Here is a 15,177-nt window from a genome sequence, read left to right as displayed (position 1 = left end):
TTGCTTTATTATAGCCAGCATAACATTTGGAAACAGCTAAAGAATGGAATGTTTCATCTAGCTGAGTATCTTTTTCTCTCCAAAACTTTCCGGAATCAGAATTCATAAATTATTGACAACAATGCAGATCCGTTATTTTCTGGCACTAAGCCTACTCCCAAATATCGTGTTGGCTGATGAGCCAACAACGACCGAAGCGCCTGCGCTACAATGCGTTGTTGCGCCACCTGTTTCTCGTTCATTCGAAGATCGTGCAGCATTAACCGGTATTTCTGACGATCAGATTGTTATCATTAGTGATCACTCTGCTGTTTCTTATAATGAGCAAGCCGAATTTTCGGGCGATGTTAGTTTCAGCCAAGGGTTTCGTCATATTGCGGCTGACAATGCCGTATTAGATCAAAAGCAACAACGCTTAAATGCTAACGGCAACCTAATATTTAAAGATGAGTTATTTACCGTTACGGCCGATACACTAGAAGCTCAAATGAGTACCAATAACGCCACCTTAAAAGGCGCACAGTATTGGTTGCATGGCCAACAAGTTCATGGCGATGCTGAAAAGTTACAGATTACGTCAGACAATAATTTATTACTGACCAAAACTAACTTTTCAACCTGTCCTCCAGGTGATGAATCATGGCTGCTTGAAGCGGACATGATCAAAATTGACAGTAAAGAAGAATGGGGTGAGATTTGGAATGCCAAGCTGCGTATTGCAGACATTCCAGTGCTATATATTCCATATATGACAGTACCGGTATCTGATAAACGTAAAACAGGCTTTTTATTCCCAAGTTTCAGTACCAGTACCACTAACGGTGTGGAAGTCAGTACCCCTTATTATTGGAATATTGCGCCAGAGTTTGATCTTACTTTCACTCCGGATTTCATGTCATCACGTGGGTTGTATACCAAAACTCAATTTCGCTATCTTGCCGGTGAGCAACAAAACGGCCAGTTCAATGTCGAATACTTAAGTAATGATAGTAAGCTAACCTCAAACGCTGACCGATATTTGTATCATTGGAGTCATCAAGGGGCCATCAATAAAAACTGGCGCGTCAGATCAGACTATACCGATGTGTCTGATAACAATTATTTCAACGATTTAAATTCCGACGTTAACCGTTCAACCGACAACCAGTTATCACGCATTGGTGAAGCCAGTTATTTTGAACGTAACTGGGATTTCAATATGCGCGTACAAGACATTAAAGTACTTGGTGAAGATGAAAAACCCTATCAAGTGATGCCACAGTTAAACTTTAACTATCGTGCTGCCGATATTTTTAACTCTATCGACTTTAAGTTTAACTCTGAACTGACCAACTTTCGTCATCAAGATAATGACTACAATACCGCGACTCGCTTACACTTAGTGCCTAGCTTAATCTGGCCAATTCAAGGGCCTGCGGGCTCGTTTACCAGTGAAGTTAAATTACTGCAAACCCAGTATTGGCAGCAAAATATCGATCCCGATTCAACCTTAGATAACAGCGTAAGCCGCACTATTCCGCAAGCGCGTTTACATGGTCAGGTTAATTTCGAGCGAGCTACCCAAATGTTTGACGAACAATACCGTCAAACCCTAGAACCGCAAATTCAATACCTTTATGTCGGCTATGAAGACCAATCCAATATTGGTATTTATGACACAGCGCAATTACAAGAAGACTATTATGGCTTGTTCCGCGATCGCCAATATTCAGGCTTAGATCGTGTGGCAGATGCTAACCAGTTTACCTTGGGCTTCACCACCCGTTTATTTGACCAAGCTAACCGCGAAAAAATGAAGTTTAGCGTAGGTCAAATTATGTATTTACAAGACTCAAAAGTCAGCATTGATGATACCTATGAAGAAACAACGCAGTCGACGTCGGTATTAGCAGCAGAACTCGATGCTCAGTTATATAATGACTGGTTTATCAGTGGTTCGGTTCAGCACGACACTCAAACGGGTGAGAATAAAAAGAATGAAGTCACCTTGGATTATCGTCCAAGTAATGACAAATTATTACAGTTAAGCTATCGCTTTGTTCCAGACTTACTCAATACCAATACCAATGATAAAGTTGATATTTCTCAAGCAGGCGTAAGAACATCTTGGCCTCTTAGTGACAACTTATATTTTGTTGGTAACTACTATTATGACCTTAATGAATCTCGTAGTATTGAAACTTATACAGGCGTGCAGTATGAGTCATGTTGCTGGGCATTGCGTCTGAGTTATCATTACCGAATTAAAACAAACTACGATGATGATTTGTCAGCCGCCATTGACGGACGTGAAGAGTTTGAGAGCGGTGTTTATCTAAACTTTGTGATTAAAGGCTTAGGCGGATCGGGTCCATTAGGAGTCGACGACATGTTAAATGAAGGCTTATTTAACTACCGTAAACCACTTTACTTGAGGAATTAACAATCTTTTGTGATAGATTGCTGAACCTAGCGATAAACTCATAGTCCAATAACAACAAACATGCTGTTGAGTATGATGTAGTAACCTTATTTTGGCGATCTATTGCCAGTTTATATTGAATCGAATGTGCCAAGGATTTTGTGGATGAAACACAGTAAAAAAATAATTTTTGCATTACTAGCACTGGCTATAAGCAACACCAGTATTGCTGAGCCAATACCATTAGATCGCGTAGCGGTACAAGTTAATGACGGTATCATTCTTGAAAGTGAAATCAGCAACATGATTACCACAGTCAAAGCCAATGCCAAATCGGCTAATCAAACGTTGCCTTCTGATGACGCCTTGCGTACTCAGGTTATAGAACGCCTCATTTTAACCCATTTGCAAATGCAAACAGCTCAACGTATCGGTTTGCAAATTGGCGATTTACAATTAGACCAAACAATTGAAAATATTGCTAAAGAGCAGAAAATATCGGTTGCACAGATGCGCCAATCGATTGAGAGCGAAGGCACTAGCTTTAGTCAATATCGGGAACAGTTACGTCAAGAAGTCACCCTAGGTGAAATTCAGCGTATTCAAGTACAACGCCGAATTCAGGTGTCGCCGCAAGAAATTACCGGCTTAGTGAAACTGATTCAGGAACAAGGTTTAAAAGATGTTGAGTTTCAAATTGGTCACATCCTGATTGAAGTACCAAGTAACCCAACCAGTGAACAACTTGAAAGTGCTAGTCGCCGTGCAGATATCGTCCTTAAACGCTTAAATGACGGTGATGATTTCCGTAGCACAGCTATTGCATCGTCTTCGGGTCCAAAAGCGCTAGAAGGCGGGATCTGGGACTTTATGAACATCAATGAAATGCCAACCTTATTTGCTGAAGTGGTTAGTACAGCTAAAAAAGGTGACATTATTGGTCCGATTAAATCGGGGTCAGGTTTTCATATTATCAAAGTAGTCGATACTCGTGGCTTACAAACTCAAGAAGTTGAAGAAGTAAAATCACGCCATATCCTATTAAAGCCCTCACCGATTTTATCGGAAGAGCGTGCTAAAGCGATGTTAGCCAACTTTTTAATTCAAGTGCGTGCCGGTGATGCTGATTTCGCTAAATTAGCCAGTCAGTACTCTGAAGATCCTGGTTCTGCAGCTAAAGGCGGTGAATTAGGCTGGGCAGACCCAAGCATGTATGTGCCAGAGTTTTCACAAACTCTAGCAAGCCTTGAAGAAGGTCAGTACAGTGAACCGTTCCGTTCAACGCATGGCTGGCATATAGTCCAACTTGAAGCTCGCCGTAAAACAGACGCTACAGAACAATTTAATAGCAACCGTGCTCATCAATTAATCTTCCGTCGTAAGTTTAATGAAGAGCTACAAACCTGGTTAGACGAAATGCGTTCAGAAGCGTATATCGAAATCGTTGAGCCAGAAAGCAAACGAGGCTAAGCATAATTAATGACTAAACGTATTGCCATAACACCAGGCGAACCAGCAAGTATTGGTCCAGACTTAGTCATCAAACTCGCTCAACAGGCTTGGCCTGTTGAGTTAGTTGTTTGCGCCGATCCTGATTTGCTCATGACGCGAGCAAAAATGCTTGGATTACCCTTGCAACTTATGCCTTACCAATCATCACAACCACCAAAACCTCAAGCCGCAGGAACATTAACCATTGCGCCTTTTGCATTAGCTGAAGAAGCTAAATGTGGTGTGTTGAATGAAGCAAACAGTGCATATGTAGTAGAAACCTTGCGTTACGCCGGTGAGAGAAATATGTCGAATGAATTCGACGCCGTCGTCACTGGGCCAGTGCATAAAGGCATTATTAACCAAGCGGGTATTCCGTTTAGTGGTCATACCGAATTTTTTGCACTGCAAGCTAACTGTGCTGATGTTGTCATGATGCTTGCCGCTCCAGGCTTGCAAGTGGCATTGATGACGACTCACATTCCTTTAGCGTATGTCGCTAAAGCGATTACCCGTGATAGACTGCATCATATTATTACCATTTTACATCGCGAGTTAGTCAGTAAGTTTGGTTTAGGCTCACCTAAAATTTATGTGTGCGGACTCAATCCACATGCAGGAGAAGATGGCCATTTAGGCCGTGAAGAAATTGATACCATCATACCTGCGCTCAACGAGCTACGGGAACAAGGTATGGATATTGTTGGCCCCTTACCGGCCGATACGCTATTCCAACCTAAGTATCTCGAACAAGCTGACGTGGTATTAGCCATGTATCATGACCAAGGATTACCTGTGCTTAAATCATTAGGATTTGGCAAGTCGGTCAATATCACCTTAGGTTTACCTTATATCCGTACTTCAGTCGATCACGGCACCGCGCTAGAATTAGCCGGCAGTGGCCAAGCGGATAGCGGCAGTTTTACCTGTGCATTAAACAAAGCCATCGAATTGGCCTCAAAAAGTAAGTAACCCATTTTAATGAGTAATAAAGTACATTTAGGCCATACGGCCAGAAAGCGTTTTGGACAAAACTTCTTAACTGATCAAGGCGTGATTAGTAGCATAGTCGGGGCTATTGCGCCTGATAATAATCATGTGATGGTCGAAATTGGACCTGGCCTAGGTGCCTTAACTGAACCTGTTGCAGACATGATTGATAACCTCACGGTTGTTGAATTAGATCGCGACTTAGTTAAGCGCCTACAATATCATCCAACACTAAAAGACAAACTGACCATTCACCAAGGTGATGCATTGCAGTTTGATTTTAACCAATTGCAACAAGCTGGCAAAAAAATGAAAGTGTTTGGAAATCTTCCTTACAACATTTCAACGCCCTTGATGTTTCATTTGTTTGAGTTTGCTGAACAAATAGAAACAATGCATTTTATGTTGCAAAAAGAAGTCGTATTACGTTTATCGGCTAGCCCTGGTAACAAGGCATATGGCCGCTTAACGGTAATGGCACAATATTATTGCCAAGTGGTTCCTGTACTAGAAGTGCCGCCAACCAGCTTCACTCCTGCCCCTAAAGTGGATTCTGCAGTCGTCAGATTATTGCCTTATGCAGTCAAGCCTTGGCCATGTCAAAATGTTGATGTATTAAGGCACTTAGTGACTACCGCATTTAATATGCGCCGTAAGACATTACGTAATAATTTAAAAACATTATTGTCAGACGACGATTTTGCTACGTTACAAGTTGATGCTAGTTTGCGGCCCGAACAAATTAGCGTCGAGCAATACGTCACAATGGCTAATTTTCTGTGTGACAAAAAAGATTAAATATAAGGGCATGCGTATTGAGCATGCCCTTTTGCTTTAGGATCTAATATGAGCCAAGTTGAATCACCGATAAAAATTAAAGTCGACACCCAATATTTAGAACAACAATCTGATGTTGCCGATAATAAATACCTCTTTAGCTACACGATAACCATTATCAATCTGAGTGATAACAAAGTAACTCTAAAAGACCGTCATTGGATTATCACCGACGCTGACGGCGATAAAAATGAAGTCAAAGGCCCTGGTGTTGTGGGCGAAACGCCGACCATTGCTCCGAATACCGCATATCAATATACCAGTGGTACTGTAATGGAAACGCCAGTCGGTTTTATGCAAGGTTTTTATGGTATGGAAGATCATAAAGGAGAGCGTTTTTTAGTCGCAATCCCACCTTTTCGTCTAGCGGTTCCTGGGATATTTCAATAACTTATGGCTAACTATTTTGTTGGCGATATTCAAGGTTGTTATTCAGAATTACAACTACTGCTGCAAAAAGTGGCTTTTAATCCGTCTAAAGACCAACTCTGGGCCGTAGGTGATCTTATTGCCAGGGGAACTGAGTCACTTGCAACCCTGCGTTTCTTTCAATCCTTACAAGATTCTGCAAAAGTGGTGCTCGGTAATCACGATTTACATCTGCTAGCTTTGCACGGAAAATTAAAGCGACCTAATCCCAACGATCATCTTGACGAACTCCTCAATGCACCTGATATTGATAATTTGGTCACTTGGGTTCGTCAACAACCCTTGATTCGGACCTTACCCGAACACAATATCATCATGACGCATGCCGGTGTTCCCCCTCAATGGGACTTGGCCATAGTTGAGCGTGAAGCAAAACAAGTGAGCATAGCTTTACAGCAAGATGATTATTTAAGCGAATTAATTGGCCAAATGTATAGCGACGATACCGAACAATGGTCGCCAGCACTGGCAGGTATAGCTAGGCTACGTTACTGTATCAATGCCTTAACTCGAATGAGATTCTTGCACTTAGATGGAAGTCTTGATTTTAAGTGTAAATTGCCGCCCAGCAAACAACACTCATCAGATTTACGCCCATGGTTTGAATTCCCATCGAAAATAGTGCCACAAAACACCTTAGTTTTCGGACATTGGGCAGCATTAATGGGGCAAACAAATAACCAGAAAATTCTGGCATTAGATACTGGTTGTTGCTGGGGAGAGCACCTCACATTATGGCATCTTGAAAAGAATGAAAATATTACCCAAAAAAGGTTAGTTTAACGTTAAACTAAAGTAGCATTTAGCCGATAACTAAATGTAGAATTTGTTACGCTTGCCTGAGAAACAATCACCCTCTAATAAATTCGATATGATGACATGCAACAGCACACACCAGAAAAATCAGGATCAAATAATAATAGCCGGAGTACTGTATGAAAATTAATGTAGCGACCAGAGTCATTGGCGGTTTTACCGTGGTGACGCTGTTATTGATAGTACTCGGTGGTGTAACCATGCTGAGTAATGACAGAATTAAAGATGGAGCGACGATTCTTAACACTATCAGTTTACCTGCGCTTGAAAGAACGAGCATTTTAAGTGAAAACTTAAGCTCGCAACAAATTGAAGCACTACTGGCTTATTACAGTACTCGTTCATCCCAAATTCCTGCCATAAAAAAACAGTTATCAGATTTAGATAACACCTTTAAACAAGACCTCAGTAGCTTAAACAACTTAGTCAGTAAACAGACGCAGCTTTCAGCCCCCTTAGCGGCATTAAATAAAAGCTATACTTTGTATGGTTCCAATGCCACAAAGATGCTTCTTGAACGTCTAAGTGCGCTTACTTTACAAGAACAATTACTTAAGATGCGCAGTAATCTTGAAAACGCAGCGGATGACTCCTCATCGATTCTGTTAGATATTATCGATCTAGAAACTAGCGAGGACGAAACTGAACGCAGTTTAGCCGCAACCGCCAGTGTAATCGATAGTACATTCATCAATATCATTACCACAATTTATGATTTAGTGGCGACAACTGAACAAAGCAAATATGACTTAATCATTAAAGAACTCGATTACATGGTCAGCGAAGCATCGACCAAATTAGACTTTATCAACACTAAAGGTAACGGTGTTGTAAACAGTTCAACTTTAGAAGATTTAACTGCTGAAAGCGCAAAAGTATTTACTTTGCTAAAGGGTAATGACTCAATTATTGCTCTTAAACAGCAGCAATTAAGTCATGAGTTTGCCGCGGCTAAACAGCTTGTAGAAACTCAAAGTTCCGCCAAAGACGTCAACAAGAAGATGACTGTTTTGGCAAAATCAATCGATACTTTCGCAAGTGACATCAGTAATTCGGCGTTAGATATTATTGATTCCGCAGCGATTAAAACCCTAATAGTGGTATTAATGGCAATTGTCGTCGCTATTATCGTTAGTATTGCGGTTGTTAAACCACTGACTAATTCGTTAGAAAAAGTCAATAAAGCCCTTAATGTATTGGCATCAGGTGACTTAACTCATAAATTAGATGACACAGGTCACGATGAGTTTGCCGAATTGGCTAAAAACTGTAATCGCTTAGTCGACAGCCTACGCAGTCTTATTATTGGTATTGTCGATCGCTCGAACCAATTAGCGGCTGCAGCTGAAGAGACCTCTGCCATTACCTCGCAAACAACGATAGGTATTCAAGAACAAAAGAGCCAAGTCGATCAAGTTGCTGCTGCGACGACTGAGTTGAGCTCAAGTGCACAGCAAGTGTCAATGAGCGCAGATCAAGCACTCAATGAGATTAAGCAAGCTGACAATGAAACCCAGCACATGCGTACCCTTGCAGAAGAAAGCAAAAATACCATTATTGCCCTTGCAGAAGAAGTCGCCAGAGCCGGTGTTGTTATTAATAAGGTTCATTCAGACAGTGCATCGATTGGTTCTATCTTAGACGTAATCCGTGGGATTGCCGATCAAACCAACTTACTGGCGCTAAATGCCGCGATTGAAGCAGCAAGAGCGGGTGAACAAGGCCGAGGTTTTGCGGTTGTTGCTGATGAGGTTCGTAACTTAGCATCACGTACACAACATTCAACCAGTGAAATTCAGCAAATGATTGAAGTTTTACAAGTCGGCACTCAGGAAGCGGTTGCAGTAATGGAGCAAAGTCGAGGTCAAGCCAACAGTTGCGTTGAAAAGAACGAGCAATCTAATATTGCCCTCGAAACTATCAGTAAGTCGGTTCACCGAGCCTATGATTCGGGTAATCATATTGCCCATGCTGCGCAAGAGCAAAATATCGTTAGCCAACAAGTTTCCGAAAAACTTGAACATATCGCATCGATTTCAGAAGAAACCTCAATCGGTGCCGATCAAACTGCACAATCAAGTCATCAAGTTGCAATGCTTGCTGAAGAGCTACAAGCCTCTGTACGCGAGTTTAAGGTTTAATTGATACCATTATGCTCAAATAAATAAAAGGTCCCTCTGGGGCCTTTTTTATTGCTATCAATATCAAATGCAAGGTTAACCCTAATCTATGGTAGCGCTGGTTTATCACATTGATTAACCCACTTTAGTCTGACATATAACAGCTAAAAATAGATTAACTCACTATAGTCGAACATATAACAGTTAAAAATAACCGCAACTGAAGTTTAGGGATCGAATCAGTAAAGCTTAATAGCAACATTTGGCCTAGCTCTTATCAAACTCATACTCAATGTAGCCTATTGCAAATCAATGCAGCTGGCGAGACTGAGAAGAGTTAGATATATGTTTATATTCCCAACCAAGGTTAAATAGCACACTAAAATGAGCTTTAATCGAAATAAAACTCTTAAGCTTGCTCATAAATTACCGACATAAAAAATGCCGATAATTACTTATCGGCATTTCTGGTTCGCTTTATGTTACTGCATACTCAGATGATTAATCATCTGACTCAGCACCACCACCAAGACGGTCTTTGATCGCTGTTGTTATTTCGCTTGCATCGTAACCATTGGCAGAAGCCCAATCTAAAATAGCTTTACCGTCAGCTTCTGGAGCAGCAAGATCTGATGATGGCATACGTTTAGCAATAAATTCACCCACATTACCCGCGTTCGACTTGTAGGCAGTACGCAATAAACTGCTGCCATCACAAGAAATACTGGAGTATACGTTACGTAATTTAACACGGCTCTCTTTCATTTTTTTACGTAAGCGGTTTTTATCATCTGATTTCACATAATCACAAATATTTGCAACTAATTGATCTGTATCGGCAATAGCAGGTACTGATACAAAAGATGATCCAATCAGGGCTGCGATAGCTACAGGCAATAGACGCATCTGACACTCCTTTATTTTTTTATAGTTATATAGCTATGTATAGAGATCATATTTTAGATCGCTGTCAAACTAATTCAGGGTTAAACACGCCTAATTTAACACTTTTTATGTAAAGTGTTAAAGCTATATTGCAATCCTTTGTCGTTTGTTGCATTTACTGAATTCTGTAATTGCCAAGATCCATCATCCCAATCAGGAAACAAGGTGTCACCATCAACATCAAGATCGATTAACGTAAGATATAAAATATCAGCTTTGGGTAATAATTGTTGGTAAAGCTGACCACCACCAATGACTACTATTTCGTCACAATTGCCAGCAGCGGCAACAGCATCATCAAAGCTTTGAACACAGGTCACGCCATCAATACTCAGCTGGCTGTTACGACTTATGACGATATTATGTCGACCGGGTAATGGCCGCCCAATTGATTCAAATGTTTTACGACCCATTACCACAGGTTTAGACAAGGTCATCGCCTTAAAATGACGTAAATCTTCCGGTAAATGCCATGGCATTTTATTGTCTTTGCCGATAACTCTGTTGTTGGCCATTGCGGCAATCATTGCAATACGCATTGAGGCAGAATCCTTGTGGTTAGATAATCGATCTGGTGCGATAGTAGAGTAAGCTTGGTAACGCGAGCCCAACGGCAAGCGCACCTAAAATAAATACCGTTTTTAAGCCGTTTAAAATGACTTGTGCAGTGAGTTCAGGGCTGACTTGACTTTGGGCGGTCAGTTGAATCAGAGCAATCACGGTATTAAATGCATAAGTACCTGGCACCATAGGGATAATAGCTGCGACAGCATACATTAATGGTGGGGCTAAATGTTGCTTTGCAAACCGAATCGTCACGACGCCCACAATTGCAGCGGCTGCAAATGTCGCCCATTCTATCGGCATTGAAAATTGCATTAGTAAGGTTCGAGAACTGTGACCTATCGCACCAGCAAGAGCGCAATAGAGTAAATATCGTTTGGGAACGTTGAACACCATGGCAAAACCAATTGCGGGTATCGCGGAAAAAAAAGCGTCATGCAATAACAAACTAATCAGCTCAAGCATTAGAAAATCCCCCCCAATTGCATGGCGATGGTGATACCGATAACAGAAGCTAATGTTAATAACGTTGCATGACCCCAGCGAGAAATGCCTACGTTCATATGACCTTTAACCATATCTGAAATAGCATTAATCAACGGAAATCCAGGCACCAGCATTAATACGCTTGCGGCCATTGCCACTTGGGGAGTATGGGTAATTGGCCACATATAACCGGCTTGGGCAACAACAGTAATAATGAATGCTGTAATCGAAAAGTTAACCAATAAATTGAAATGGCGCGATGCTAGAAAAAGCCGCACCATCATGCCAATCGACGAGGCAAAAAATGTGATTAAACATGCCATCATGTCGCCATCGAATAAATGACAGAAACTGGCACATGACAAACCAATCATAGGGACTACGGCGATTGCAGGATAAGTTTTAGGGGTAATATGAGCGAGGCGGCGGCGAACTTCATTGGCACCATAAATGCCTTTTTCTGCCAATATACAAATTCGCTGTAATTCACAAATCACCGTCATATTAATGCCATGAGCACGAATACGACGAGTGGTCGTGACACAGCGACCGTGTACTAAGCTGGTCAGAACTAATGCATTAGATGAAATTGATATCTCAATGCTAGCAAGACCGAGTGCTTTACCTAGGCGCTGGCTAATCTCTTCAACAAGATCAGACTCAGCACCATAAGCCAACAGTAGTTGCGCACAACGCACTACAAGGCGGGTAATTTCATTTTGGCTATCTTCGTACACGATATCCTCAAATGAGTCTATTAACGTTGATAGATCACTTCTACATCATAATCGTCATCATCAAAATCATCGTCAAAATCATCATTATAATCTTCATTAACGACTTCATCTTCAGCGCTATGGTAATTATCCCATTTAAATTCAACATCAGCATCTGGCGTTATTTCTTCGACAATAGCCGGTAAACTTCTGATGTAGTCGAGCATCTTAATGCTTAACTCTTCAGTACCGGTTCGATTGTAAGCAGACATAGTATAAACATCTCCTTGCCAATCTAGCTCTTTAACGATGCGATCGATTTTACCCTGTAACTCTTCGTCAAGCAGCAAATCGGTTTTATTGAAGACTAACCAACGCGGTTTTGCCGCAAGCTTTGGAGAGTACTTCTCAAGTTCACCAACAATAGCGCGAGCTGAATAGACAGGGTCAACACCATCGATAGGTTCAATATCAATAATGTGTAATAACATGCGACAACGTTCAAGATGCTTTAAGAAACGAATACCTAAACCAGCACCTTCTGCAGCGCCTTCAATCAAACCAGGAATATCAGCAATAACAAAGCTTTGACCTGGACGCGGATTCACCACACCAAGGTTTGGTACTAAAGTTGTGAACGGATAATCAGCCACTTTAGGCGTTGCACGTGAAACTGAGCGTATAAAAGTCGATTTACCAGCATTTGGCATACCGAGCAAACCTACATCAGCAAGCAATAAAAGTTCAAGCTTGATTGAACGAACTTCACCTGGAGTACCTAAGGTCTTTTGACGCGGAGCACGGTTAGTACTGCTCTTAAAACGAGTGTTACCTAGACCGTGGAAACCACCTTTAGCAACGAGAAGCTTTTGTCCATGCGAAGTAAGATCGCCAAGTGACTCTTCTGTTTCTTGGTCAATAGCACGAGTACCTACAGGTACTTGAAGAACTAAATCACTGCCGCCATGACCGGTACAATCACGACCACGACCATTGGTTCCGCGCTCAGCCATATGGAAACGAGTAAAACGGTAATCAATTAGCGTATTAAGGTTTTCATTAGCTTGTAGGTATACACTACCGCCATCACCACCGTCACCGCCGTCAGGGCCACCATCTGGGACATACTTTTCGCGTCTAAAACTCACGCAACCGCTTCCGCCGTCACCTGCTTCTACGCGAATATTCGCTTCATCAACAAACTTCATACTGACTCCTGACGCCACTTAATCTGTAATTATAAACCCAAATAACTGAGTTTTGCAGGAAAGCGCTGAAGATAGCATTCATCACGATATCGCCTACTGCATATAAACAAAATCATCAAACTATCCTATAACAGTTTAATGATATAAAAAACACAAAAGCCCCACCATAGGCAGGGCTTTCGAGATCTAGCTTAGAAAGAATTAAGCTTCGATGCTAATAAACTTACGATTATTAGGACCTTTAACTTGAAACTTTACTTTACCGTCTGTTAATGCAAACAAAGTATGGTCACGACCAATACCTACGTTTACACCAGCGTGGAACTTAGTACCACGTTGACGAACGATAATGTTACCAGCTAGAACTGATTCACCGCCAAAGCGTTTAACACCAAGACGTTTACTTTCTGAATCGCGGCCGTTACGAGTAGAACCGCCAGCTTTTTTATGTGCCATGAGTTAGACTCCTAAATTATGCGCTGATCGCAGTGATTTTAACTTCGGTGAACCATTGACGATGGCCCATCTTCTTGTCGTGATGCTTACGACGACGGAACTTGATAATAGTTACCTTGTCGCCGCGACCGTGGCCAACTACTTCAGCTACGACTTTACCGCCAGCAACTAAAGGAGCACCAACATGCACTGTTTCACCATCAGCGATCAATAAAACTTGATCGAATTCTATGGTTTCACCAGTAGCAACTTCTAATTTTTCTAAACGAACTGTATGACCTTCAGCAACACGGTGTTGCTTTCCGCCACTTTGAAAAACAGCATACATGGCTATTTTACTCCAAATGACTAACACACTAACTCATATTATTGACGAGACTAGGTGCTAAAAAACTTTTAATGACAATGGGCGCGGATTCTACGCGAAGAATTATCATCCGGCAAGTGCTAATTCACTATCAAATAAAAAAGACCCTATTACTGCACACTATTCATTAATAGCTAATGTGCCTTCTTTAAAATTTAGTTAACATGTTTGAGTTAATCTATGCCTAAATTTTATAGGTAAATTGGCAATAATCCAGCAAACTATCGCGAAATCAGGATAATGTAAGCGCAATTGTGTAAATACATACTTTGAAAAATAGCACTAATATCCTGTAAGATATGCGCTCTAATTCGATATGACTAATTAAGGGTGCAAAGCCTGTCGCCCAACAACCAGAGACTATTATGGATTTAAACGCCATTCGTCAACTGGCTGACACTGATATGCAAGCAGTCAATCAGCTGATATATAAACAACTTGAATCTGATGTAGCCCTAATTAATCAATTAGGCTTTTACATAATCAATGGCGGTGGTAAACGTTTACGTCCGTTATTATCTGTATTGGCCGCCCGAGCTGTTGGCTATCAAGGCGAGCATCATTTAAAACTCGCTGCGATTATCGAATTTATTCATACCGCGTCTTTATTGCATGACGATGTTGTTGATGAGTCAACACTGCGTCGCGGCCGTGAAACTGCCAATGCGTTATTCGGTAATAGTGCAAGCGTGCTGGTTGGCGACTTTTTATATACTCGCTCATTTCAAATGATGACCGAGCTTGACAGCATGAAAGTGCTTAAAGTCTTAGCCCATACGACTAATGTACTTGCTGAAGGCGAAGTATTACAGTTAATGAACTGTAATGATCCCGATACGACCGAAGCAAACTATATGCGGGTTATCTACTGTAAAACCGCTAAATTATTTGAAGCGGCAACTCAATTAGCCGGCGTATTAGCAAATGTCAGCCCGGAACAAGAACAGGCATTAGCCAATTACGGCAAATACCTAGGTACGGCGTTTCAGTTAACCGATGATTTACTTGATTACACGGCTAACTCCGACGAACTCGGCAAAAACATCGGTGATGATCTCGCCGAAGGTAAACCGACGTTACCGCTGATATATGCTATGGAAAATGGGTCTGATACTGCTAAAAAGCTGATTAGAGACGCGATTGAACAAAGCGACGGTACTAAAGCTATTGATGAGATATTAGTGGCATTGGGCGAGTCTGGTGCATTAGTTTACACCCAAGAAAAGGCGCAAGCTGAAGCACAAAAAGCCATTGATGCACTCGGGGTTTTTCCTGATAATGACTACAAACAGGCATTAATTTCATTGGCTCACTTATCGGTTAATCGCAGTAGTTAGCAATCATCAAGAGC

Annotated in this window: 15 protein-coding genes; 8 read left to right on the top strand and 7 right to left on the bottom strand. The window is 41.4% G+C overall.

All coding sequences use genetic code 11. The annotated features are described in order from the left end of the window. Nucleotides 1-121: 121 nt before the first annotated feature. From lptD to GW828_RS14815, 7 genes are all read left to right on the top strand, one after another. Nucleotides 122-2,422 carry an LPS assembly protein LptD gene (gene lptD / locus GW828_RS14845; protein WP_182698690.1) on the top strand — a complete coding sequence of 767 codons (2,301 nt, stop codon included), beginning with the start codon at nucleotides 122-124 and terminating at the stop codon, nucleotides 2,420-2,422. Nucleotides 2,423-2,566: 144 nt separating this feature from the next. Further along, entirely contained in the window at nucleotides 2,567-3,871 is a 1,305-nt protein-coding gene (gene surA / locus GW828_RS14840; protein WP_273058472.1) for a peptidylprolyl isomerase SurA, read from the top strand. A 9-nt stretch (nucleotides 3,872-3,880) separates the two neighbouring features. Further along, nucleotides 3,881-4,864, top strand: coding sequence for a 4-hydroxythreonine-4-phosphate dehydrogenase PdxA (gene pdxA, locus GW828_RS14835; protein ID WP_124017863.1), 984 nt, complete (start codon nucleotides 3,881-3,883; stop codon nucleotides 4,862-4,864). A gap of 9 nt (nucleotides 4,865-4,873) precedes the next feature. Further along, nucleotides 4,874-5,680, top strand: a complete 807-nt coding sequence (gene rsmA / locus GW828_RS14830) for a 16S rRNA (adenine(1518)-N(6)/adenine(1519)-N(6))-dimethyltransferase RsmA (RefSeq protein ID WP_124017862.1) — start codon at nucleotides 4,874-4,876, stop codon at nucleotides 5,678-5,680. A gap of 48 nt (nucleotides 5,681-5,728) precedes the next feature. Next, nucleotides 5,729-6,109: a Co2+/Mg2+ efflux protein ApaG gene (gene apaG / locus GW828_RS14825; RefSeq protein ID WP_124017861.1), complete on the top strand. Its 381-nt coding sequence runs from the start codon at nucleotides 5,729-5,731 to the stop codon at nucleotides 6,107-6,109. Nucleotides 6,110-6,112: 3 nt separating this feature from the next. After that, nucleotides 6,113-6,931, top strand: a complete 819-nt coding sequence (locus tag GW828_RS14820; RefSeq protein ID WP_124017860.1) for a symmetrical bis(5'-nucleosyl)-tetraphosphatase — start codon at nucleotides 6,113-6,115, stop codon at nucleotides 6,929-6,931. Between the two features lie 152 nt (nucleotides 6,932-7,083). Beyond that, entirely contained in the window at nucleotides 7,084-9,105 is a 2,022-nt protein-coding gene (locus GW828_RS14815; protein ID WP_124017859.1) for a methyl-accepting chemotaxis protein, read from the top strand. A 480-nt stretch (nucleotides 9,106-9,585) separates the two neighbouring features. Here GW828_RS14815 and GW828_RS14810 read toward each other — a convergent pair whose 3' ends face one another. The 7 genes from GW828_RS14810 to rplU all read right to left on the bottom strand — a co-directional run bounded on the left by GW828_RS14810 (nucleotide 9,586) and on the right by rplU (nucleotide 13,787). Next, a complete protein-coding gene (locus tag GW828_RS14810; protein WP_124017858.1) occupies nucleotides 9,586-9,990 on the bottom strand; it encodes a DUF3718 domain-containing protein in 405 nt (134 codons plus the stop codon). A gap of 95 nt (nucleotides 9,991-10,085) precedes the next feature. Beyond that, nucleotides 10,086-10,568 carry a type 3 dihydrofolate reductase gene (folA, locus tag GW828_RS14805; RefSeq protein WP_273058466.1) on the bottom strand — a complete coding sequence of 161 codons (483 nt, stop codon included), beginning with the start codon at nucleotides 10,566-10,568 and terminating at the stop codon, nucleotides 10,086-10,088. Between the two features lie 19 nt (nucleotides 10,569-10,587). Beyond that, nucleotides 10,588-11,058: a threonine/serine exporter family protein gene (locus GW828_RS14800; protein WP_124017856.1), complete on the bottom strand. Its 471-nt coding sequence runs from the start codon at nucleotides 11,056-11,058 to the stop codon at nucleotides 10,588-10,590. Beyond that, nucleotides 11,058-11,816, bottom strand: a complete 759-nt coding sequence (locus GW828_RS14795) for a threonine/serine exporter family protein (protein WP_124017855.1) — start codon at nucleotides 11,814-11,816, stop codon at nucleotides 11,058-11,060. The genes GW828_RS14800 and GW828_RS14795 overlap by 1 nt, the downstream gene beginning before the upstream one ends. A 20-nt stretch (nucleotides 11,817-11,836) precedes the next feature. Beyond that, complete coding sequence (gene cgtA / locus GW828_RS14790; protein ID WP_124017854.1) at nucleotides 11,837-13,003, bottom strand: Obg family GTPase CgtA; 1,167 nt, start codon at nucleotides 13,001-13,003, stop codon at nucleotides 11,837-11,839. A gap of 201 nt (nucleotides 13,004-13,204) precedes the next feature. Next, nucleotides 13,205-13,459, bottom strand: coding sequence for a 50S ribosomal protein L27 (gene rpmA / locus GW828_RS14785; RefSeq protein ID WP_011638531.1), 255 nt, complete (start codon nucleotides 13,457-13,459; stop codon nucleotides 13,205-13,207). A 16-nt stretch (nucleotides 13,460-13,475) separates the two neighbouring features. Next, a complete protein-coding gene (rplU, locus tag GW828_RS14780; RefSeq protein WP_124017917.1) occupies nucleotides 13,476-13,787 on the bottom strand; it encodes a 50S ribosomal protein L21 in 312 nt (103 codons plus the stop codon). A gap of 404 nt (nucleotides 13,788-14,191) precedes the next feature. Here rplU and ispB point away from each other — a divergent pair, with 404 nt between their 5' ends. Then, nucleotides 14,192-15,163, top strand: coding sequence for an octaprenyl diphosphate synthase (ispB, locus tag GW828_RS14775; protein ID WP_124017853.1), 972 nt, complete (start codon nucleotides 14,192-14,194; stop codon nucleotides 15,161-15,163). Nucleotides 15,164-15,177 lie beyond the last annotated feature (14 nt).

Source organism: Shewanella vesiculosa (assembly GCF_009994065.1).
Classification (GTDB): Bacteria; Pseudomonadota; Gammaproteobacteria; order Enterobacterales; family Shewanellaceae; genus Shewanella; species Shewanella vesiculosa.
Note: the sequence above shows the minus strand (reverse complement) of the source record. Positions and strands in the feature narration are given on the sequence as shown.